The sequence below is a fragment of the Vibrio jasicida 090810c genome, from assembly GCF_002887615.1.
GTDB classification, from domain to species: domain Bacteria; phylum Pseudomonadota; class Gammaproteobacteria; order Enterobacterales; family Vibrionaceae; genus Vibrio; species Vibrio jasicida.
Window position 1 is genome coordinate 878,186 of record NZ_CP025793.1, and the last position, 20,373, is coordinate 898,558.

The 20,373-nt window shown below is 45.0% G+C and carries 20 protein-coding genes; 12 read left to right on the forward strand and 8 right to left on the reverse strand.

Translation table 11 applies throughout. From position 1 onward, the window contains the following. Positions 1 to 50: 50 nt before the first annotated feature. Positions 51 to 1,004: an iron-siderophore ABC transporter substrate-binding protein gene (locus C1S73_RS21580; protein WP_038865299.1), complete on the forward strand. Its 954-nt coding sequence runs from the start codon at positions 51 to 53 to the stop codon at positions 1,002 to 1,004. Continuing rightward, positions 1,004 to 2,998, forward strand: a complete 1,995-nt coding sequence (fhuB, locus tag C1S73_RS21585; protein ID WP_038865301.1) for a Fe(3+)-hydroxamate ABC transporter permease FhuB — start codon at positions 1,004 to 1,006, stop codon at positions 2,996 to 2,998. The genes C1S73_RS21580 and fhuB overlap by 1 nt, the downstream gene beginning before the upstream one ends. A gap of 158 nt (positions 2,999 to 3,156) precedes the next feature. Here the strand turns inward: fhuB and C1S73_RS21590 are convergent, their stop codons facing one another. Further along, positions 3,157 to 4,044 (reverse strand): LysR family transcriptional regulator, encoded by an 888-nt coding sequence (locus C1S73_RS21590; RefSeq protein ID WP_038865303.1) that lies wholly within the window; start codon positions 4,042 to 4,044, stop codon positions 3,157 to 3,159. A gap of 111 nt (positions 4,045 to 4,155) precedes the next feature. On the opposite strand from C1S73_RS21590, the gene C1S73_RS21595 reads away from it, so the two are divergent. The 3 genes from C1S73_RS21595 to C1S73_RS28235 all read left to right on the forward strand — a co-directional run bounded on the left by C1S73_RS21595 (position 4,156) and on the right by C1S73_RS28235 (position 6,079). After that, on the forward strand, positions 4,156 to 5,349 hold the full coding sequence (locus C1S73_RS21595; RefSeq protein WP_038865305.1) for a multidrug effflux MFS transporter: 1,194 nt from the start codon (positions 4,156 to 4,158) through the stop codon (positions 5,347 to 5,349). A gap of 113 nt (positions 5,350 to 5,462) precedes the next feature. Continuing rightward, positions 5,463 to 5,810 (forward strand): hypothetical protein, encoded by a 348-nt coding sequence (locus C1S73_RS21600; protein ID WP_038865307.1) that lies wholly within the window; start codon positions 5,463 to 5,465, stop codon positions 5,808 to 5,810. 134 nt (positions 5,811 to 5,944) lie between these two features. Beyond that, entirely contained in the window at positions 5,945 to 6,079 is a 135-nt protein-coding gene (locus C1S73_RS28235) for a hypothetical protein (protein WP_095760458.1), read from the forward strand. A gap of 71 nt (positions 6,080 to 6,150) precedes the next feature. Here C1S73_RS28235 and C1S73_RS21610 read toward each other — a convergent pair whose 3' ends face one another. The 3 genes from C1S73_RS21610 to C1S73_RS21620 form a co-directional block, all read right to left on the reverse strand. After that, on the reverse strand, positions 6,151 to 6,765 hold the full coding sequence (locus C1S73_RS21610) for a glutaredoxin family protein (protein WP_038865309.1): 615 nt from the start codon (positions 6,763 to 6,765) through the stop codon (positions 6,151 to 6,153). Positions 6,766 to 6,827: 62 nt separating this feature from the next. Continuing rightward, entirely contained in the window at positions 6,828 to 7,667 is an 840-nt protein-coding gene (locus tag C1S73_RS21615) for a DMT family transporter (RefSeq protein ID WP_042600010.1), read from the reverse strand. A gap of 398 nt (positions 7,668 to 8,065) precedes the next feature. Beyond that, a complete protein-coding gene (locus C1S73_RS21620; RefSeq protein WP_038865313.1) occupies positions 8,066 to 9,034 on the reverse strand; it encodes a porin in 969 nt (322 codons plus the stop codon). Positions 9,035 to 9,601: 567 nt separating this feature from the next. On the opposite strand from C1S73_RS21620, the gene C1S73_RS21625 reads away from it, so the two are divergent. Both C1S73_RS21625 and C1S73_RS21630 read left to right on the forward strand, forming a co-directional pair. Further along, complete coding sequence (locus C1S73_RS21625) at positions 9,602 to 10,627, forward strand: porin (protein WP_038865316.1); 1,026 nt, start codon at positions 9,602 to 9,604, stop codon at positions 10,625 to 10,627. 205 nt (positions 10,628 to 10,832) lie between these two features. Further along, complete coding sequence (locus C1S73_RS21630) at positions 10,833 to 11,447, forward strand: fumarylacetoacetate hydrolase family protein (RefSeq protein ID WP_038865319.1); 615 nt, start codon at positions 10,833 to 10,835, stop codon at positions 11,445 to 11,447. 8 nt (positions 11,448 to 11,455) lie between these two features. Here C1S73_RS21630 and C1S73_RS21635 read toward each other — a convergent pair whose 3' ends face one another. The 3 genes from C1S73_RS21635 to C1S73_RS21645 all read right to left on the reverse strand — a co-directional run bounded on the left by C1S73_RS21635 (position 11,456) and on the right by C1S73_RS21645 (position 13,406). Further along, complete coding sequence (locus C1S73_RS21635; protein ID WP_038865321.1) at positions 11,456 to 11,767, reverse strand: AzlD domain-containing protein; 312 nt, start codon at positions 11,765 to 11,767, stop codon at positions 11,456 to 11,458. Beyond that, positions 11,764 to 12,507: an AzlC family ABC transporter permease gene (locus C1S73_RS21640; protein WP_038865323.1), complete on the reverse strand. Its 744-nt coding sequence runs from the start codon at positions 12,505 to 12,507 to the stop codon at positions 11,764 to 11,766. The genes C1S73_RS21635 and C1S73_RS21640 overlap by 4 nt, the downstream gene beginning before the upstream one ends. Positions 12,508 to 12,578: 71 nt before the next feature. Continuing rightward, a complete protein-coding gene (locus C1S73_RS21645) occupies positions 12,579 to 13,406 on the reverse strand; it encodes an AraC family transcriptional regulator (protein WP_009706163.1) in 828 nt (275 codons plus the stop codon). Between the two features lie 252 nt (positions 13,407 to 13,658). Here C1S73_RS21645 and C1S73_RS21650 point away from each other — a divergent pair, with 252 nt between their 5' ends. Together C1S73_RS21650 and C1S73_RS21655 are read left to right on the forward strand one after the other, a co-directional pair. Next, positions 13,659 to 14,291 carry a LysE family translocator gene (locus C1S73_RS21650; RefSeq protein WP_038865324.1) on the forward strand — a complete coding sequence of 211 codons (633 nt, stop codon included), beginning with the start codon at positions 13,659 to 13,661 and terminating at the stop codon, positions 14,289 to 14,291. An 81-nt stretch (positions 14,292 to 14,372) separates the two neighbouring features. Continuing rightward, the gene (locus tag C1S73_RS21655; protein ID WP_038865326.1) at positions 14,373 to 14,792 is read left to right on the forward strand and encodes a GNAT family N-acetyltransferase; all 420 of its coding nucleotides are present in this window, start codon (positions 14,373 to 14,375) and stop codon (positions 14,790 to 14,792) included. Positions 14,793 to 14,917: 125 nt separating this feature from the next. Here the strand turns inward: C1S73_RS21655 and C1S73_RS21660 are convergent, their stop codons facing one another. Beyond that, on the reverse strand, positions 14,918 to 16,612 hold the full coding sequence (locus C1S73_RS21660; protein WP_038865328.1) for a phospho-sugar mutase: 1,695 nt from the start codon (positions 16,610 to 16,612) through the stop codon (positions 14,918 to 14,920). Between the two features lie 329 nt (positions 16,613 to 16,941). Here C1S73_RS21660 and coxB point away from each other — a divergent pair, with 329 nt between their 5' ends. The 3 genes from coxB to C1S73_RS21675 are packed head-to-tail and all read left to right on the forward strand — an operon-like array spanning position 16,942 to position 20,369. Further along, positions 16,942 to 18,105 (forward strand): cytochrome c oxidase subunit II, encoded by a 1,164-nt coding sequence (coxB, locus tag C1S73_RS21665; protein ID WP_081634739.1) that lies wholly within the window; start codon positions 16,942 to 16,944, stop codon positions 18,103 to 18,105. Beyond that, positions 18,102 to 19,742: a cytochrome c oxidase subunit I gene (gene ctaD / locus C1S73_RS21670; protein WP_038865330.1), complete on the forward strand. Its 1,641-nt coding sequence runs from the start codon at positions 18,102 to 18,104 to the stop codon at positions 19,740 to 19,742. The genes coxB and ctaD overlap by 4 nt, the downstream gene beginning before the upstream one ends. A gap of 21 nt (positions 19,743 to 19,763) precedes the next feature. Next, positions 19,764 to 20,369 carry a cytochrome c oxidase assembly protein gene (locus tag C1S73_RS21675; RefSeq protein WP_038865331.1) on the forward strand — a complete coding sequence of 202 codons (606 nt, stop codon included), beginning with the start codon at positions 19,764 to 19,766 and terminating at the stop codon, positions 20,367 to 20,369. The last annotated feature ends 4 nt before the right edge of the window (positions 20,370 to 20,373 follow it).

Below are 20,373 nucleotides of genomic sequence, written 5' to 3' on the forward strand. Positions count from 1 at the left end.
TGCTTTTGTCGTTTGTAGAAATCTCGAATTTAGATGAAGTAGGCAAATATATGAGCTTAAAATCAATCGCTTCCCATTTTTCTAAAGTAAAAAATTTGAATACAAAACTCGTTCTAACGATGTTAGCGAGTGCTTTATCGTTTAATGCGATGGCGGATTTCCAAGTAGAAGACAGTGAGGGGATTAAAACACTTGAAGCTCAACCTGTCAGAGTAGCAGCGCTTAACTGGGACGTCGCTGAGCAAGTGATTGAACTCGGTGTAACACCAGTAGCAGTACCTGATATTGCAGGGTATAGCGATTGGGTTGTTCAACCTGCGATTCCAGAAGGTGTGGCGGACATTGGCACTCGAACTGAGCCTAACTTTTCTGCTTTGAAGAAGCTAAACCCAGATGTAATTCTTATCGCTTCACCTCAGAAAGATCTTCAGGAGCGACTTTCAGAAATCGCGCCAGTACTTTACTACCAAACGTACAGTGAAGAGCACAGTAATGCGGCGGCAGCTATCGATAACTTCAAGAAGATAGGCCAATTGCTTGGTAAAGAAGAGCAAGCGAACAAGAAACTGGCTGCGATGGATCAGCGTCTTGAGGTTCTTAAGGCTGAATTAGATAAAGCGTACCCGGGAGACAAGCCAAAAGTCACTTCTTTCCGTTTTGCGAGCACCACGTCGGTTTACATTTACGGCGATAACTCGATTCCGCAATACGCGCTTGAGCAGCTAGGTTTTGAAAATGCGTTGGATCTTCCGGCGAGTCAGTGGGGGATCAGTCAAAAGCGTATGACTGAACTTAAGAAGGTGAAGAACGGCATTGCACTTTACTTTGAACCTTTCCCGTATCAAGACAAGTTAGAGCGTTCTCCGGTCTGGAAGAGCATGCCTTTCGTTCGCAATGGTCAATTTAGCCCAGTAGCAGCGAGTTGGAGCTACGGCGGTGCTATGTCTATTTTGTATAACGCTGAAGCCATGGCGCAATCGTTGTTGATGCTAGCGGAGCAGTAATGAGATCCAGTGGTTTCATGATGGGGGCGGTGCTATTGCTCACCGCTCTTGTTCATTTATGGTTAGGCCAGTCAGAATTTGGTCCTGTTGGAGAGTTGTTCCAACAAGTCTCACAGATCAGTGACATCGCTACATTCAATAAAATGGTCGATGATTCATTTGAGTTGATGGCGTTAGTCTATGTTAACTTGCCTCGTTTGGTGATGGCGATTTTGGTTGGTGGAACACTCGGTACCATAGGTAGCTTGTTTCAACAATTAACGCAAAATCGCATGATGTCTCCGCTTACCTTAGGTACATCATCAGGGGCGTGGCTTGGTCTGGTCATCCTGAACGTGGTCGCGCCAATGTTGGTTGCGCAATATTCGGTTTGGTTTGCGCTGATAGGCGCGCTGCTTGCAATGGGACTGATTGTTTCTATTGTTGGCATCAAAAACATGAGCGGCTTGCCAATTGTTTTGGCAGGTATGGCGGTTAACTTACTGCTAGGTGCATTCGCAACTGCGATTATTTTGCTTAACGACCAATATGCTCAGAACTTGTTCGTATGGGGCGCGGGTGATCTCGGGCAAAATGGTTGGGAGCAAGTGCTTTGGTTGATGCCTAAGTTACTGCCAATCTTTGCTATTTTCCTGTTGGCTCCACGAGTTTTGACTCTGCTTTCGATTGGTACTGAAGGGGCTGCTGCGCGTGGTCTCAACATCGGTACGACTTTCTTTGTCCTAATGGTGATTGGCGTTTGGCTGGTTTCCGTGTCGATTACCTCGGTGGGTGTAATCAGCTTTATTGGTTTGATTGCGCCAAACATCGCGAGACATTTGGGCTTTTTAAAGGCGAAATCTGAGCTCATCGCTAGCTGCGTATTAGGTGCGCTATTGCTTTGTGTGACCGACAGCTTGGCGATCTTTTTGGCGCAATGGTCTTTGGATATGATTCCTACAGGAACAGCAACCGCGGTGATTGGCGCTCCAGCTTTGATCATTATTGCTCGCAAGCAGATGTCGGCCCAAGATCAGCTATTTTTCTCAATGTCTAAAGGACCAAAGTTTATTTCACCTTTGGCTTATTTCTTGTTGGGTGCGATGATCTCCGGTTTACTGGCGTTAAGTGCATTGTCACAACCTTCTTCAGATATGAGTTATTTCATTATCCCAGATGCGTTTGAGTGGTCTATTCGCTGGCCTAGAATGTTAACCGCAATATTTGCTGGTGGCGGTTTGGCAGTGGCAGGTGTGATTTTACAAAGGCTCGTTTACAACCCGCTTGCGAGCCCAGACATTCTTGGCGTATCGGCAGGTGCGGTGTTAGCGCTGATTTTCAGTAGCCTGTTTATGGGATACTCGATTCACTCGCTAAGCCCTTGGGTTGCGTTTTTGGGCAGTGCGATTGCACTTTGTTTGTTGCTTTTGCTTGGTAAGAAGCATCAGTTCGCTCCGTCTATCCTAATTCTGACCGGTATCTCGCTGACCGCGGTGTTAGAGGCTCTAGTGCAATTCTCTTTAACAAGAGTGGGTGAGGGGAAATACACCTTATTGGCTTGGTTGGCAGGCTCTACGTATCGTGTTGAACCTGATGCAGCAATGATCATGGCTATCGTGATCACCGTTTGTATTGGCGTAGCTTTATTGTTGAGTCGTTGGGTGACATTAATTGCTACTGGTCGTCAGTTTGCAAGTGCAAGAGGGCTGAACATCAACATCGCCTATGTGGCTCTATTGTGTATCGTCGCGATTTTATGTTCGATGGTCACAACCACCATGGGGCCGGTCGCTTTTGTTGGTTTACTGGCTCCACATATTGCAGCTATGGTTGGTGCTCGCTTGGTTCGAGAGCAGATCTTATTGTCTTTCTTAATCGGTGCAGCCCTAATGTTGTTTGCTGATTGGCTAGGGCAAGTCGTGGTGTTCCCCGCTCAACTTGCTGCAGGTACGTTAGTTTCGATTATCGGAGGCAGCTACTTTATCTTTCTTTTGTTGAAATCTCGGAGTGCTTAAGATTGTATATTAGCAGATGGTTTTTGCATGATTAGACGTTGTGATTTGTTTTTAATAAGCAACGTTATAACGTCTTATCATATCACTCAAAACATTCACGACAGACCAACGCGCCTCTTGTGACTCTCCAATATCTTTGTTATCAAAGAGTGAGTAGATTAGGCGCGCTTTTCTTCATCTAAGCGTGATTTAAGGTAGTCGAGAAACAGCTGAGTTCGGGTGTGTTGATAATCCAGTTTTGGATAGTAAGCGTAGACCGTCGCCTCATCAGCAGTGACATCAGGAAGTATCGGTATTAATGCTCCGGACTTAAGCTCTTCTTTGATCATTACATTATTGGACAGTAAAATTCCCATTCCGCGTTTAGCGCCATGGAAAAGAGCTTCAGGGTTCGTGGTCGCGAAATTTCCTGAAAGGCTAATACGCTTTCCACGGTTGGTTTTGAGCTCTCTTGTTGGCTTTTCACCCCAAATCAACATGTTATGTTGTGATAGTTCTTCAACCGTTTGTGGGGTTCCGTGTTTTTCAAGGTAACTAGGCGCGGCATAAAACTGGGCTTTGTGTTCGAACAATGGCGTTGCTTTAAAACTTAAAGAATTGAGATGTTCCAACTCCCTGCTGATGAATAAATCTAAGCTCAGTTCGGGGATTTGACCTGGTAGCGTTGTGATAAGTTGAAGTTTAATGTCGGGGTATTTTTCAAGAAAATCGTCCAGATAATGAACAAGGAACTTAGAGCCAACGGCCAGCGTTGCTCCAATCTTAAGTAAGCCTGCTGGAGATTGATTCACTGAGCGTGTTTCGTCTAGCACAGATTGCCAAGAGTCTAGCTGTACTTTGGCTCGTTCGTAGAATAGGGCGCCAGCTTCTGTTTGGCTGATGGAGCGTGTTGTTCGCTTGAGCAGTTGTACACCAATCTTATCTTCTAGCCACTGGATACGCTTACTAATGGCTGAGCTGGTGGTATTGAGCTTTCTGGCTGCCGCATTGAAGCTTCCTTCTTCTACTACACGAATATAGCTATTGACACTTTGAATCCAATCCATTTTATTCTATCCCCATAGGAAATAATTCTTTTCCATTTTGGTTTATTATCATCTTAGAGTAACAAATATACACTGTCTGTCGTGAAACTGTCATGATGTAAGGAGGGTATATTGCGTAAAACACCATTATTATTGGCGATGATGATCATCGCGACCGGTCAAGTTGGCGTCAGCATTTATCTTCCATCTTTGCCAATGATCGGACATGACCTTGAGCTTCCGCAGCATGCGATTCAAAACCTTGTCACGTTATTCCTTGTTGGCTTTGGTGTCTCTCAGCTTTTTTATGGCCCGCTATCCGACTCAATAGGGCGTAGGCCAGTATTCATTCTTGGTCAAAGCGTTTATCTCGTAGGTACGGTCATATGTATTGCGTTTGCAGACCATATTGTCGCTTTGGAAGCTGGAAGGCTATTACAAGGTTTAGGTGCGGGAAGCGCCTCTGTTCTTGGGCGCTCAGTATTACGAGACAGTTACGATGGCTCACAACTGACCAAGGCCCTTTCCTATATTTCGGTCACAGCATCAGTGATGCCGATAGTTGCGCCTTTGTTTGGTGGTTGGATCGCTTATCATTTAAGTTGGCATGCAGTGTTTGTCTTCGTATTGTTTTACTTAATCGCGATTTTTACGCTGGGCTTAATCGTTCTTCCAGAAACATTGCCTTATCCCAAGCGCCGTTTTGAACCTAAACGAGTCATATTGAATTACTTAACGCTGTTGACTAATAAACAAGTGATTGGCAGCGCGAGTTACAACTGGCTCAGTTATCTTTCTGCTCTGGTGACGTTGTCCTTATATCCATTTTTGATGCAGCAAGAGCTTGGATTAACTGCTGCAGACTATGGCTCGTTGATGATTGTCCCTTCAGCAGGGTTGTTAATGGGTAGTTTGGTGCTTAACTTCATCAATTCGCGCTACAAAGAGCAGCAGATCCTATTGATGAGCTTTGTTGTCGTTGCTGCATCAGGAGTGATGCTACTGATTTTACCATTTACGGTTACGTCACTATTAGTTGCCTTCACTTGCTTGAGTTTTGCGCAAGGAATGTCGTTCCCGGTTTCAATCAGTTTGTTGTTATCCCCACACAAACAACAAGCAGGCGCGGTTTCTGCGTTATCTGGGTCGATACAAATGTGTCTAGCAGGTTTGTTTGGCGGATATTTGGTGGAGTATTGGGTAACGAGCCAATATCAATTAGGTGTTTTCTATGTGTTGATTGCAGGGTTAAGCTGTGTTGTTTTGGCACTGAGTCAAATTCAGAAGCCTACCAGTGGTTTGGCTCAACCAGAAAGCTCGCGTTGAATCTGCTTGCAAGCTTACGTGCTCCTTTCTAAAATGCGCAGCAAATTAGGCTCGCAGATGCTGACTCAAAAGCGTTGTGCGAGGAAAACGCCCGTTAATCGTTAGGTGAACCCATGCAACAAAACGAATTTGAAGCGCTATTAAAAGAAATTGGCGAAAAAGAGAACTTGCCTCAGGCTCTTGAACTACTAAAAGCATCTGAAGAAGAAGAGGTCGCTCAAGCAGCGGAATCACTAAGTGGTCAATTTGGCCTTGCTGAGGTCGATGGTGAAAAACGTATTTACCATATTACCTTCCAAGCTGACGAGTCTGGTGAAGAGAAAGAATTTGTTGAGCATGTCATGAATGAAGGCGATCACCTGATCAAATTTGCGGCTTGGTTCTTTGAAACTTTCTTTGAAATTAAACAAAAAGATACTTACAAAGCAGCAGGCAAAACGTACCAACAGCCCAAGCGTTAATCACTTTTTTGATTCGCTAGGATTAAATTTCTTGTAATTAAATTACAATTATTTTGTGATCTTTATCTTGTTTTTGGTGGTTTGTGGTGTAAAATTACAACATAAACCAGTCAATTACTTCTTAGGAGAAGGTCATGGGTTACGAACTTGGTGGCGTTTACATTGGTCAAATGATCGCAAAAGACGCGATGCACAAAGCGCTTTACGGTAAAACAAAGAAGAAGAAACCTTCAATGTTTGCTCGAGTAATGAAAAAGCTAGCGAATTAATAGGAAAAGCCCTGATTTGATATCAGGGCTTTTTGCTTTGTTAGAGATGTCGTGTTTCTGCTAGGTGATAATTATGCGCTTTGACTTGGGATCTCAACAACGTTGTTAGGCACTTTATCTAATCCCTTTTCCGCTAACCACTTTTCCAAGTTGTCTGCGCCTCCTATGTACTCTCCATCTAACCAAATTTGCGGCACCGTTACAGGTGTTTTCTCGCCAATGATGGCTTTCACTTCAGGTATCATTCGGTAAAGGGCTGCACTGTCTTTGACGACGTCATAGTATGTGTATTCTATACCCGTCTCATCCAGCAACTTTTTGGCTTTAACGCAGTAAGGACACGTCGCTTTGCCGTAGACAATATTGCCTTTAAGTTGATCGCGTTTAGTCCACTCAGCAATAACTGATTGAACAAGCACGCCTCGGTTTAGCGCTTCCCCTTGGCTGACGACTTTTCCTTCAACAACTAGGATAGGGGCGTGCCAAGCACCAAGTTTTAGTGGTTCCCACCAATGGGACAACCAATCTTTAACTTCTAGCTCTACGGGGACACCCGCTAATTCGTTTTCAAAAGTATCGGCAAGAATGTCTTTAGTTAGGGTGCATTCGCCACATGGAATATTAACCTTGAATGGTCCCCAGCTGCCTGCCCAACGATAAAGTGTCATTTTGATTGGCTGTGTCATACGATAATCCTCATTTCCTTTCCTGAAAATATAGAACTCAAAACCAAAGAAATTCTTTCAATTTACTTTCTTTTTTTTGCTTCCCAATGAGTGATGAAAGCAATTGAGCCAACGATAATCGCGGCACCCAACCATAATCGACCTGGTGGAACCCAGCTGAACACTAACCAACCGGCAAAGACATTAAGTGGTAATTTCGCGTGGTCAAAAGGTTGAACGAAAGACGCATCTGCTACGGCATAAGCTTTTACGACCGCCCATTGCGCTAAGGCGGTTAACACGCCAGCCGCAATGAGAATACCCCAAACATCCCACCCTTCTGGCATCACGAATGTTGGCACCGCAAGTATGATATTAAATGGTGTGATCAATAACAGTAGATAAACCACCATTGTTGACGGTGGATCATTGACTGATAATTTTTTCACCATCAGAGAGTAAGAAGCCCAGAAAAAAGCAGCGCCAACTGGCAACAGTGTCGCCCAGGTAAAAGAGTCAGACCAAGGCTCAAGGATGATCATTGCGCCAATAAAGCCAGTTAAGGTAGCGATCCAACGCGCCACCCCAACTTTCTCTTTAAGTATCAGACCTGAGCCTATAGTAGCAAACAAAGGCGAGGTCATTAACAACGCAATACCTTGCCAAATTGGCACTGGATACGCGAGTGCCCACAGCCATAGTTGGATCCCGATAACGGCAAGGAAAATACGTAGAGCGTGCCAACCAAAGTGGTTTGTGCGCAGTGATTGACGAATGCCTAGGGTGCGTAAATAAGGCAAGATCGCAAAAAAGGCGATCGCGTATTGGAATAACGCAAAGGTCGTGGACGACACTCCAAAGTGTATACTCGCAACTTGAGCAAAACTATTAACGACGGCGAATGCTAAACCCGCGGTGAGCATCCAAGATGCACCTTGGACAGGATGATGATTCAATTGGATATTTCCGTTTTTAAAGAATGGCCAGAATCATACGTTCTATTCATAGGGTAGCCAATAAAAAAATGCCTCCCAGAGGGAGGCGACATTACCAATTTAAAGGACGTGCCTACCGAAGTAGGTACAAAGAACGAGAAGCACAAACGCTGCCATGCATTTGCTCGATTTAGTTATTGCAGCTAGTGTGCCAACTTTTAATTGGTTGATTTTAAAGGCCTAGATGAACATAGCTTGAGAAAGCCTAGAGGGAATGCACTAACTTCGGGATTAGGTGCATTAAAAGAGGGCAGGTTAGTGAGTACGATCAAAAAAGCCGACACAAGAGTGCCGGCCAAAAGACTCGCTATTAGGACAAGTTTTTATTAGAAGTCGTAACGTACGCCTAGACGTAGTGTGTCTTCACCTTCAGTTACTTTACCTTCTCCATTCTTTTCTTCATCCAGCTGGTTCATGTAGTAAGAAAGGTAAGTACGGAAGTTGCTGTTAAGTTTGTAGTAACCAACCAGCTCAAAACCATCAACCGCGTCATATTTTGCTGCGCCATTTGGATCGTTCTCTTGGAAAGTGTAAAGGCCAGCAACAGTAAACTTACTTGCTAATTTGTAGCTTGCTACAAGCTCGTAAGCGGTAAAGTCTTCAGAGTCATCAATGGCACCTTGAGAGTAAGTTCCTGCAAGGTATAAGTTTTCAAGAGAGTAGGCGATACCACCAAGAATTTGGTCTTCTGAGTTATCTTTATCTACATCGCCACCAGAGTAAGCAAGACCTAGGTCTAGACCCATTGGTAGAGAATAAAGGCCCGAGATGCCGTATTTGTCTTGGCTGTCACCAGAGTTGGCTTGGTAAGTTGCTTGAACTTGTAGAGCATCAAATTCGCCACGGTAAGCGAATACGCTGTCTTGCTTATCAGAGGATGAATCAATAACTTGTTGAACACCTGAGAACTCAGTGATATCCGTCATATCAGAGATGATAACAGCAGCCATGTCTTGGCGACCTACCGAAAAATCACCTGCATCAGCACTTACACCAGCGTACATGTAACGGTTTTTAAACTCGCTTTTACCTGTTTTTTGTTCAGCTTCGTAAACACCAAAAGCAGATAGGCCATTACCGATATCTGTTTTACCTTTTAGATTTAGACGTGCACGAGATGCATCTTCCATAGTACCGTCAACTTCTGCACCGTCAGAACCGATGAAGTCGCCACGAAACTCCACGCGACCGCCAACTTTCAATTCAGTCCCTTCGTCTTTATACACGGTTGCTGCAAATGATGGTGCTGATACCAATGCTGTTAGAATCGCGGTAGTTAGTGCTGCCTTTTTCATTTTCTTATTACCCTAGTTGTAATCGATGAGCTTTCTTGCTCGATTTGTGTCGATGACGCTTAAGGTAAACCGCGAAAATGAAAGATAGATTTCTGTTACGTGATGATTCTATTGCATTTTTATTTCAAATGAGTGACAGGGGAGATATTGATGAAACCTTATAGAAAACAGGTTTTAGGTTTTTTTATGTTTCTGCTCCTTTAAGTGGACAGCCTAATTTTAAAAAAGTTCCTAATCATAATTTTCTTTTTGAAATGTAACAAAAATCCTCGTTAAACTCTGCGTTAATCACACAATTACAATAGCTTAGATAGTGATTTAGGCTTAAATGTAACAAAGTGTTTCTATTTTTGGGTGTTGTTTTCTTAAATTGTTGTCTGCTTATGGGTAAACGTTTGCCATTTTTCTTTTTTATTACATCTTTTCACTCTGCTCTTGGGAACTTCTGAAATACAGTGAGCAACAGTTGTTAAGCAAAAGTGACGCGACATTGGTGGAAGAGATGCCCCAGTCCACTTTTGTATAAGACTGACTTATAAACTAATGAATAAATACATGGATTTTATAATGAACAAAAAATTCCTAGCAGCAGCGATTGTTGCAGCAACATTCGGTACACAAGCAGTAGCAGTGGAACTTTACAACAACGACGGCACTACTTTCGCTATCGGTGGTCACGTATCTGTTAACCTAAACGGTTCAGAGCAAGGCGACACAGATGTAGGTACTAACTCTCCACGTATCAACTTCACAGCAACTCAAGACCTAGGCAACGGCTTCACAGCTGACGCTCGCGGTGAGTGGGCTCTTAACTACCTAGATGGCGGTGAAGAGTCATTCACTACTCGTCTTGGCTACCTAGGTCTAACTCACGACGTATACGGCCGTGCAGTTGGTGGTACTCAATGGGCACCTTACTACGATGTAGCTGGCGTTGCTGATATGCCAATCGCATTTGCGAACGACTTTATCTACGATGACCACGGTGCTCTAGGTACTGGTCGTGCGGACAAGATGCTTTCTTACCGCAACGCAATCGAGCTAGGTGAAGCTGGTGCAATCAACTTCGGTCTAGGTTGGCAAGGTGCTAAGACTGACGGTGCAGAATACGATGACCGTATGCAAGTTGCACTTTCTTACGCAATCATGGGCGCGAAAATTGGTTACACTTACAACGGTGGTGATATCCAACAAGCTAACTTTGTAGGCAAGCAATCTGCTGAATCTCACCTAGTATCTGCATCTTACGGTTCATACGGTCAAGGCCTATACGTAGCAGCAGTATACGGTTCAAACGAGAACATGAACTTCGGCACAAACGGCGCTCGCCTTGTAGACAGTGATGCGTACGAAGCGCTACTAGCATACGCTCTACCAAGCAGCCTAAACCTAAGCATCAACTACGAAATGGTTGAAGGTAAAGAGTTTAACCGCAGCAAAACTGAAACTGCACGTGAAGAGATGGCTGTTCAAGCAGAATACAACTTCACTTCTAAGTTTGTTGGTTACGCTGGTTACCAGTTCGACCTAAACGATGCTAACGATCGTAAAACAGACGACAAATGGGCACTTGGTGCTCGTTACTACCTATAATAGTAACCTGTCCTAGTTACTATAAAAGCCAGCCTCGTGCTGGCTTTTTTCATCTCTAATGTTTGATAAATGAGAGAGTTTCGCCTTGAAGGCGAGAGAGCAAAACGGGCTGAATGTCTTGTTTTTAACATTCAAGAGTGGGAACTAGTGGGGGCAACTCAAGCAGTTAGATTATCATGTGCGTTTTGTTTTGCAGGGAAGAGCAATGAGCGTCATTCAGGTTGAAGAGAAGAAAGTCAAAGTTGGTAAAGTTCTGTGTGTTGGGCGTAACTACGTTGAGCATATTCAAGAGCTCAATAATGCCATGCCAGAACAAATGGTCGTGTTTAATAAACCGGCGACTTCTGTTTCAACCAAACTCACCTCATTCCACCAAGAGCCTTTGCATTACGAAGCAGAAATCTGTTTTCTGATCAAAAATGGTCAATACAGTGCGGTTGGGCTCGGTTTGGATCTAACCAAGCGTGGTTTACAATCTACCCTCAAAGAAAAAGGATTACCTTGGGAACGCGCCAAAGCGTTCGACGGTTCAGCGGTATTCAGTCGATTCCACTCTCTTAACGGTGTCGATATAGACGATCTCAACTTAGAGCTTTTGATTAACTGTGTTCATGTTCAAAAAGGGCACGTTAAACAGATGCTTTACCCACCAGTTAGTATTCTCGATGAGCTGAAGAGCTATACAACACTAGAAGATGGCGACGTCGTGATGACAGGCACACCAAAGGGCGTGGGAGAAGTGCATCAAGGCGATGTCTTCCTTGGGCGTTTGAAGTGTGGAGACATCACCTTGTTAGAGATTGAGTGGGTAGCTGCTTAGTCGTGAGCTTACAACCAAATTCGAAGCAATAAGAACGCGACCATACTCACTATGGTGGTGAGCAAGACATTCTTAGTGAGGTATGCAATCACAGCGGCTAATAGCGCAGCCAATAGAAATGGGTTTTGCCATGTGACGCTCAGTTCACCTTCTGGTATAAACACGATAGGAGCCCAGATCGCGGTGAGTACTGCAGGGCTTGCATAGCTCAAGACTTTCTGAGTTCTAACCCCTAACTTAAGCGGCAATTTTGGTTCTAAGAACAGATAACGGCTAGTGAATACCAAGGCCGTCATGGCTAAGATAGACAAAAAGATCATTGGCGCTCCTCCGGTGCACTCTCAAGGTTTGGTGCTTTCGTCGTAAATTGTTCCACAAAATAGCCCGTTAACATGGCGAGAATGCTCGCGAACATCAAGCTTCCTTCTACTTGGTAGTAGTTCAGCGCCACTGAGCTAACTAATGCCACCAAGACACTGCATAACACGGGAATGCTTTTTATCGTTGGCACCACAATCGCGATAAAAGTGGCAGCAACGGCAAATTCCAATCCGAGCTCATTCAATTCAGGTATCAAACTGCCGGCAACGATGCCAGCAAGCGTTGCGAAGTTCCAAAATAAGTAGAAGCTTAATCCAGCGCCAAGGGCGTACCATCGATCAAATTGTTTATCGGATTGGTGCCCGACGATGGCAAATAGCTCATCAGTGAGCAAGAAGCCAAGTGAAAGACGCCACTTTAATGGCAATGGCGAAATTTTACTGCGCATTGAAACGCTATAAAGAAAATGGCGAGAGGTAATAAAAAAGGTAGTCAGCAACATAGTCGTCAAGCCAGCGCCTGCTTTAATCATCCCCATAGCCACGAGCTGTGCGGAGCCTGCAAACAGAATGGCGGAAAGCGCCTGACCTTCCAAAGGGTGTAAGCCAGTATCAATGGCAAATGAGCCGGCTAGTAATCCCCAAGGCAATACAGCGATGCTCAATGGCATCATAGCGACGGTGCCTTGTAAAAAGAGCGAGGATTTTGAATTTTGATGAGTTGGCAAAGTAGTATCCATAACTTCAACTTAAATAGAAAAACATGCTGTTAAGGTAGGCTGACCTCAGCACGCTGCCTTGTACAAAATTGCTAACAATGCTTGATGTACTGCCCAGGCGTTACGCCCATGGCTTTTTTAAAGTGACGATGCAAATGGCTTTGATCGTGAAAGCCACACTCTTGAGCAACATCAGAAATCTTTTGTCCTAACTTGAGCAGTTTTTTCGCCATTCGGAGTCTCTGCTGAATTTGAAACGCGTGCGGCGGAAAGCCGAATTGTTTTTGAAACTCGCGCAACAAATGAAAAGGGCTTAATCCCGCCAATTTCGCAAGTTCTTCTAAAGAGACATCGGCTTGAGGGAAGTCTTCAAGAAACTCTTTGACCAGATGTACTTGCTTTTGCGCTTTGGTCGCATCTTGAAGAGGGGCTCGATGTGTACTGTGCTTGCTGGCAAGTTTGACCAACGTACCGTAGACAAGTGTCTCTCTTAGCAAGCGGTTATCGGATTTCTCTAGCGTATCGAATACCAGCCGCAGTTGATTAGCGAGTTCTGGATCATAAACAACGGGTTGGGGGAAGTAGGGCTGCGCGACATTGGGTGCGCCAAGTTCTTCCCCGAGCGTTTGAAACTGCTCAGGTACGGGATACATGGCTTTGTATTCCCAACCGCCTTCTGACGCTGAGTGACCGTTATGCACCTCGTCGGCGTTGACAAGAATGATGCTGTCTTGCGGTGCAATATGATTTCCGCCAGTACGAAAGAACTGTTGCGCACCTTTTTCAATCACGCCAATGGTGTAGCCTTCATGGCTATGGCGAGAGAAATTTTGTTTTTCGTACTTTGCGTCGAGCAGCTCCAAGCCGCCCAGTTCTTGAGCAATCTTAAAAGTCGCGATTTCCTTATTCTTTTCTTTCATTTTCGTTCTGAATTGCTCAAGCGTAAATGGAGGGACAATGTCAACAGGAGTTTACCGGAACCATCCTGAGTATTTTTGTACAAAATTGCTATCAGTATTAAAAATAAATTCCAAAAAGGTTAATTGTTTTTAAAGTGAGCATTAAACCTTCTTTATTTTCTGATTTTAATATTCAATGGAGTTATTTGGTCTGGTCGTTGTTCAATCATTGGTATAAGATTCGCCGCCTGTTTTAAAAATCCAGTTCCAATCATGATCGATTTATCTGTACTCCCTGTTTATCTCACTGCTGTTGTTGCACTTCTTTTGTTACCTGGACCTGACATGTTGCTGATTGCCAGTTCTAGCATGAGCTATGGCAAAAAAGTTGGTCTGTTTGCGAGCTTAGGCAACGCGACGTCCGGCGTGATCTTAACGCTGTTAGCGGCAATGGGCGTGTCGACCTTGATTGCAATGAGTCCAATCGCATTAAAAGTGCTTCATCTACTGGGGGGCGCGTACTTGCTCAAAATGGGCTGGGATTGTCTACGAGCGGACGTATCTACTGCACCAGAGCTTGACCAGAAAAACAAAATGGCATCGACTTACTATCAGCGTGCCTTAATGAGCAATTTACTGAACCCCAAGGCGTTGGTGTTTTTCGTGATGTTTTTGCCACAGTTTGTATCTAGTAATATCACGGCATCTTCTGGTGAACAGATGTTGGCGCTAGGCTTAGTGCTGAATGTATTAGGCCTATTATTCAACATTTTGCTGGTTGCTCTTGCTGGAACATTGGGGAAAGGTTTGGTTGAAAACGCTAAGTTCCGTATGTACCAAGGCAAGCTGATGGGATTAGTGTTTATTATTTTGGCAGTTTGGATGCTTAGTAGCTTCGCGATGTAAGAACAATCAGATTTTTATACAAAAGCCAGCACTCGCTGGCTTTTTGTTTTAGTATCACACTGATTTCCAAGGAGTGGCAGTATGAAACTTGAATTTAAACTCAACCCAGAACAAAACGATCTTGACTTTATCCGTGATGGCATCCGAGCGTATAACCACATGCATCTACCGGATGGTGATGTTAACGCCATTGGTTGTTTTGCTCGCAATGACGAGGGTAGGGTTATTGGTGGGCTCACGGGCGAAATGTTCAATAACACTGTGTTCGTTGAATATCTTTGGGTCGATGCAGAGGCACGTACTTCGGGATTGGGAAGCAAACTGATTTCTCTGCTGGAAGAACAAGTGAAACCGCTTGGAGTAACGCATTTGTACCTCGATACTTATAGCTTTCAAGCACTCGATTTTTACTTGAAATTGGGTTTTGAAAAAGTAGGGCAGTATTCAGGTTACCCAGCAGCAGGCATTGATAAACATTTCCTGCAAAAACAGATTGCTTGATTTGGTTTGAATTGAACAAAAAAAAAGAGGCGCTCGATGCGCCTCTTTTACTATTTGCTATTTGCTATTTGCTATTTGCTATTTGCTATTTGCTGTTGTCACAGAGTCAATGTTTCAAACCTGAATTACAAGCTTTGTTGATGTGCTTCGATCAATGCGTTCATCTTCGCTTCTGCTACTTGGTTGGCTTGCGCGTAATCCATCTCTGCTGGGAAGTCGCTGATCACTTCGTAGTAACACTTTAACTTCGGTTCAGTACCGGAAGGGCGAACAATCACGCGTGATTTGTCTTCTAGGTGGTAAACCAATACGTCACTTGCAGGCAAGTCAATCGCTTCTGTTGGACCATCGGTCACAAAGCGAAGTGATGACTTCAGATCTTCGATCACTTCAATGCGTTTACCCGCGATCTCTGTCGGTGGGTTTGCGCGAAGCTTGTCACCGATTGGTGGTGATTTAGGGTCAAGTGCAATGCTGCGTTGAGCGTTGAAGTAGAAACCATGTTGGCGGTATAGCTCTTCTAACTTATCCCACAGCGTTTTGCCTTGTGCTTTCAATTTACCCGTCAATTGGGAGAAAGCGACCAGTGCTGACAAACCATCTTTATCCCATACTTTATTTCCTACGGTGTAGCCTAATGCTTCTTCGTAAGCGAATAGGAACGGATTTGCATCTGTCTCTTGTGTCATTGCTACGTTGGTTAGCCATTTAAAGCCAGTTAACGTTTGGTAGTATTCTGCGCCATGTGCTTTCGCAATACTGCTCAATAGACGAGAAGACACAATGGTATTCCCAACAAGCGCGTTTGGTTGACCTTGCAGTAAGTAGTCACCAAACAATGAACCCACTTGGTCACCCGTTAGCATTTGGTATTCGCCATCTGGGCGTTTTACTGCCACGGCAAAGCGGTCTGCGTCAGGATCGTTCGCGCAAGCTATGTCGGCATTAACAGATTTACCCAGTGCCATCACCATGTCCATTGCACCTGCTTCTTCAGGGTTTGGGAAGTTTACGGTAGGGAACGTGCCGTCCGGTTCGCGCTGCTCTGGAACACTTGCCACTTTTTTAAAGCCAGCGTCTGCGAGCAACGTTTCTGCCATGTCCGCACCGACACCGTGCATTGCCGTGTAAACAATCGAGATGTCTGTGTTGCTGTTTGGTGTAAGCAGCGCGTTGTCGTTCATTGTCTTACGGTACGTTTGGTAGTACTCGTCTTCAAGCCAAACTAATAGACCTTTTTGCTTCGCGTCGTCGAGTGACATTAGAGGAAGCGGTTTTGTTGTCGCATTATCAATCTTGGCTGCAATACCAGAATCGTGTGGTGGAATGATTTGCGCGCCATTTTCCCAGTAGACTTTAAATCCATTGTACTCAGGTGGGTTATGGCTTGCGGTAACGACGACAGCCGCTGCAGCATTCAATTCACGCACACCAAAAGCAACAATTGGCGTTGCCGCTACTTTATAGGTTAGGTAAACCTTGATACCTAAAGCAGTAAGAACGGAGGCTGTATCGTGTGCGAACTGCTTGGAATCTGGACGACCATCATAGCCAATCACGACTCCGCGAGAAGCGGCGCCTTTTACTTGTTCAATCAGGTAGTGACCGAGACCAGTTGCCGTTTCTTGAATCACTAAGCGGTTCATGCGGTTTGGACCAGCACCAACCTTACCGCGCAGACCTGCCGTACCAAATGCTAAGCGTGAGCCAAATCGATCTGTCAGTTCTTGTTCATTATTTGTATCGACTAGGTGCTGGAGCTCTTCGCGGGTTTTAGGGTCAGGGTCTCGTGCTAGCCACTGAGTAATTTGTGTTGTCATATTCATCTTTCCTTAGCAGGGGGAGCCTACTTGTTTAGACACTTTAATTCGGAAAGTGTCCCAATGTTTTCTTTTTACTAATGTAAATGGTTCTCAATTACATTTCAAAGAGGGCAATCGATAAACCGAATTTATTTTTCTCTCTACACGAAATTTATTCACGGTTAATTTCTTGAAGAACTATTGAACTATAACTAGCCTTTTAACATAAATATAACAAAGAGTGCTGAAATCGTAGTTTTTATGATTTTTTGTAAATTTGTTCGATATTTGCATCGGGAAGCAAGGAAGCTCGCGCAAGCGCAGCGGCTGAGCAGAGGAGAGATCTTTTGAAAAGATTAGCAACTACTCTAGCCTTATTAGCGAATGTGATTTTTATCACATTTTCTTCGTCCAGTTGGTCAGAGCAAAATGATTACAACATGACACGGGGTGTTACGGGGATCAGTGAGCAAGTGTATGAATTACATATGCTGATCTTCTACATTTGCTGTGCCATCGCCTTCGTTGTGTTTGGCGTAATGTTCTACTCCATCTTCCGGCACCGAAAGTCAAAAGGAGCAGTTGCGGCAAATTTCCATGAAAGCACCAAAGTGGAGATTATCTGGACCATCATCCCCGTCATCATACTCATTGCGATGGCAATTCCGGCGACCAAAACGCTGGTGGCCATGGAAGACACCAGCCAATCTGACCTCACGATTAAGATCACCGGCTCACAATGGAAATGGCACTACAGCTACTTCGGCGAGGACGTCGAATTCTTCAGCCTTCTTGCTACCAGTCAGAAAGAAATTGATGGCATCGAAGCGAAAGGCGCACACTACTTACTCGAAGTGGATAACCCGCTCGTTTTACCAATCAACCGTAAAGTTCGTTTCTTAATGACGTCTGATGACGTAATCCACTCTTGGTGGGTGCCTGATTTCGCAGTTAAGAAAGATACGATTCCAGGTTTTATCAATGAAGCGTGGACCAAGATTGATGAGCCGGGTGTTTATCGTGGTCAGTGCGCAGAACTTTGTGGCCGAGCACATGGGTTTATGCCAGTTGTCGTACACGCGATGGCGGAAGATGATTTCGAACAATGGATGACAGACAAGAAACAAGAAATTGCTCTGCAGAAAGCTGTTGCACAAGAGGCATTGACGCAAGACCTTTCAATAGAAGATTTGATGGGACAAGGTGAGTCGATTTACACCGCGCGCTGTGCAGTATGTCATCAAGCTAACGGTGAAGGTATCCCGGGGGCGTTCCCTGCGATTAAAGGCAGCGAGATCGCCAAAGGTCCGGTCATTGCTCACATCGACGTACTGGTAAATGGTCGCGCAGGTACAGCGATGCAAGCTTTTGCGAACCAACTTAGCGATCAAGAGATCGCTGCGGTTATCACCTATCAACGTAATGCTTGGGGAAATGACACCGGCGATGCCGTTCAAGCATCCGATGTTAACGCCTTTAAGGCACAAGAAAGTGCCAAGGAGGAAATATGAGTAAGCCAATTGAAAAAGCGGTGAAGTCTGCTCCTGCAGAAGCGCAAACTACTGCAAACACCACCATTGCGATTGAAGACGACCACGATCATCATCACGCACCAAAAGGGCTAGCGCGTTGGCTTTATTCCACCAGTCACAAAGACATCGGTACGCTTTATTTATGGTTTAGTTTTGCCATGTTCCTCACTGGCGGTGCGATGGCGATGGTCATTCGCGCTGAGTTGTTCCAACCGGGTTTGCAATTGGTTGACCCTCAGTTCTTTAACCAAATGACGACGGTGCATGGTTTGGTGATGGTATTTGGTGCCGTCATGCCTGCGTTTACCGGCTTAGCTAACTGGATGATCCCAATGATGATTGGCGCTCCAGATATGGCGTTACCGCGAATGAACAACTTGAGTTTTTGGATCTTACCTTTTGCTTTCCTCATTTTGATCGGCTCTTTGTTCTTACCGGGTGGTGGTCCTGATTTCGGGTGGACTTTCTACGCGCCACTTTCTACAACCTACGGCCCTGACAGTACGGCGTTGTTTGTTTTCTCAGTCCATATCATGGGTATCAGTTCCATCATGGGTGCCATCAACGTCATCGTGACTATCGTAAACATGCGTGCACCAGGTATGACATGGTTCAAGTTGCCAATGTTCGTCTGGACTTGGCTAATCACGGCGTTCTTGCTGATAGCTGTGATGCCCGTATTAGCCGGTGCGGTGACCATGGTTTTGACCGACAAATACTTCGGTACCAGCTTCTTTGATGCCGCTGGTGGCGGTGACCCGGTGATGTTCCAGCACATCTTTTGGTTCTTCGGTCACCCAGAGGTGTACATCATGATCTTGCCTTCGTTTGGTATTGTTTCGGCAATCATCCCTGCGTTTAGTGGCAAGAAGTTGTTCGGTTACCATTCGATGGTTTACGCAACTTGTAGTATCGCGCTGCTTTCATTCCTAGTGTGGGCGCATCATATGTTTACCACAGGGATGCCAGTATTCGCCGAACTTTTCTTCATGTACTGCACCATGTTAATAGCCGTGCCAACCGGGGTGAAAGTGTTTAACTGGGTAGCGACCATGTGGCGAGGTGCAATGACGTTCGAGACACCGATGTTATTTGCCATCGCCTTTATTGTTCTTTTCACAATAGGTGGTTTCTCAGGCTTGATGCTGGCAATTGTGCCTGCGGACTTCCAATACCACGATACGTACTTTGTCGTAGCACACTTCCACTATGTATTGGTGTCAGGTGCGGTGTTCTCGATTATGGCGGCAGCGTATTACTGGCTACCGAAGTGGACGGGCAATATGTATGACCACAAGCTGAGTCTGTGGCATTTCTGGTGCTCGATTATCTCGGTTAACGTACTGTTCTTCCCAATGCATTTCTTGGGCTTAGCTGGGATGCCACGACGTATTCCCGATTACGCCATCCAGTTTGCAGACATAAACCAAATTGTATCGATAGGTGGCTTTGCCTTTGGTCTGTCTCAATTGATCTTCTTGTGGCTGGTGATCAAGTGCATTCGCGGCGGTGAAAAAGCGCCAGCAAAACCATGGGAGAGAGCAGAAGGTTTAGAGTGGACGGTGCCGAGTCCTGCTCCACATCATACGTTTATAACACCGCCAAAAGTCGATTAAGAAAAGCGTGAGGTGATTGAGATGCAAAGTAATTCATCCAATAAGAAACTCACTATCAAGTTGCTGTTAGCGACAGCAATGATGTTTGGCTTCGGTTTTGCTCTTGTCCCACTCTACGACATCATGTGCGATGCATTGGGTATTAACGGAAAAACCAGTAAAGTAGCAGCGATTCAGCCAACAGGCATGCAAGCGGATATCTCCAGAACCATTCGTGTGGAATTTATGGCACACGTCAACCCAGATATGCCTTGGGAATTCAAACCAAAAGTCGTATCCATGGATGTTCACCCAGGCGAAGTGATTCAAACTGAATATCTTGCTTTTAATCAAAGTGGTGAAGATTTAGTAGGACAAGCTGTGCCCTCCGTATCGCCGGGTACTGGTGCGGCTTACTTCAATAAGATCGAGTGTTTTTGCTTTAATCAACAACCATTGGAAGGTAAGCAACAAGCGAGTATGCCTTTGATTTTCTACATTGAGCCGGACGTGCCGGATTCAATTCATACATTGACCTTGTCTTACACACTCTACAAATTTCCTCCTCAATCGGGCGAGTCTTCGACAGCTAGCCTTTCAGGGAGTGAGAAACAGACCTTAACGCCTCAAACCAAAGCGCGTCTGTAAGGAG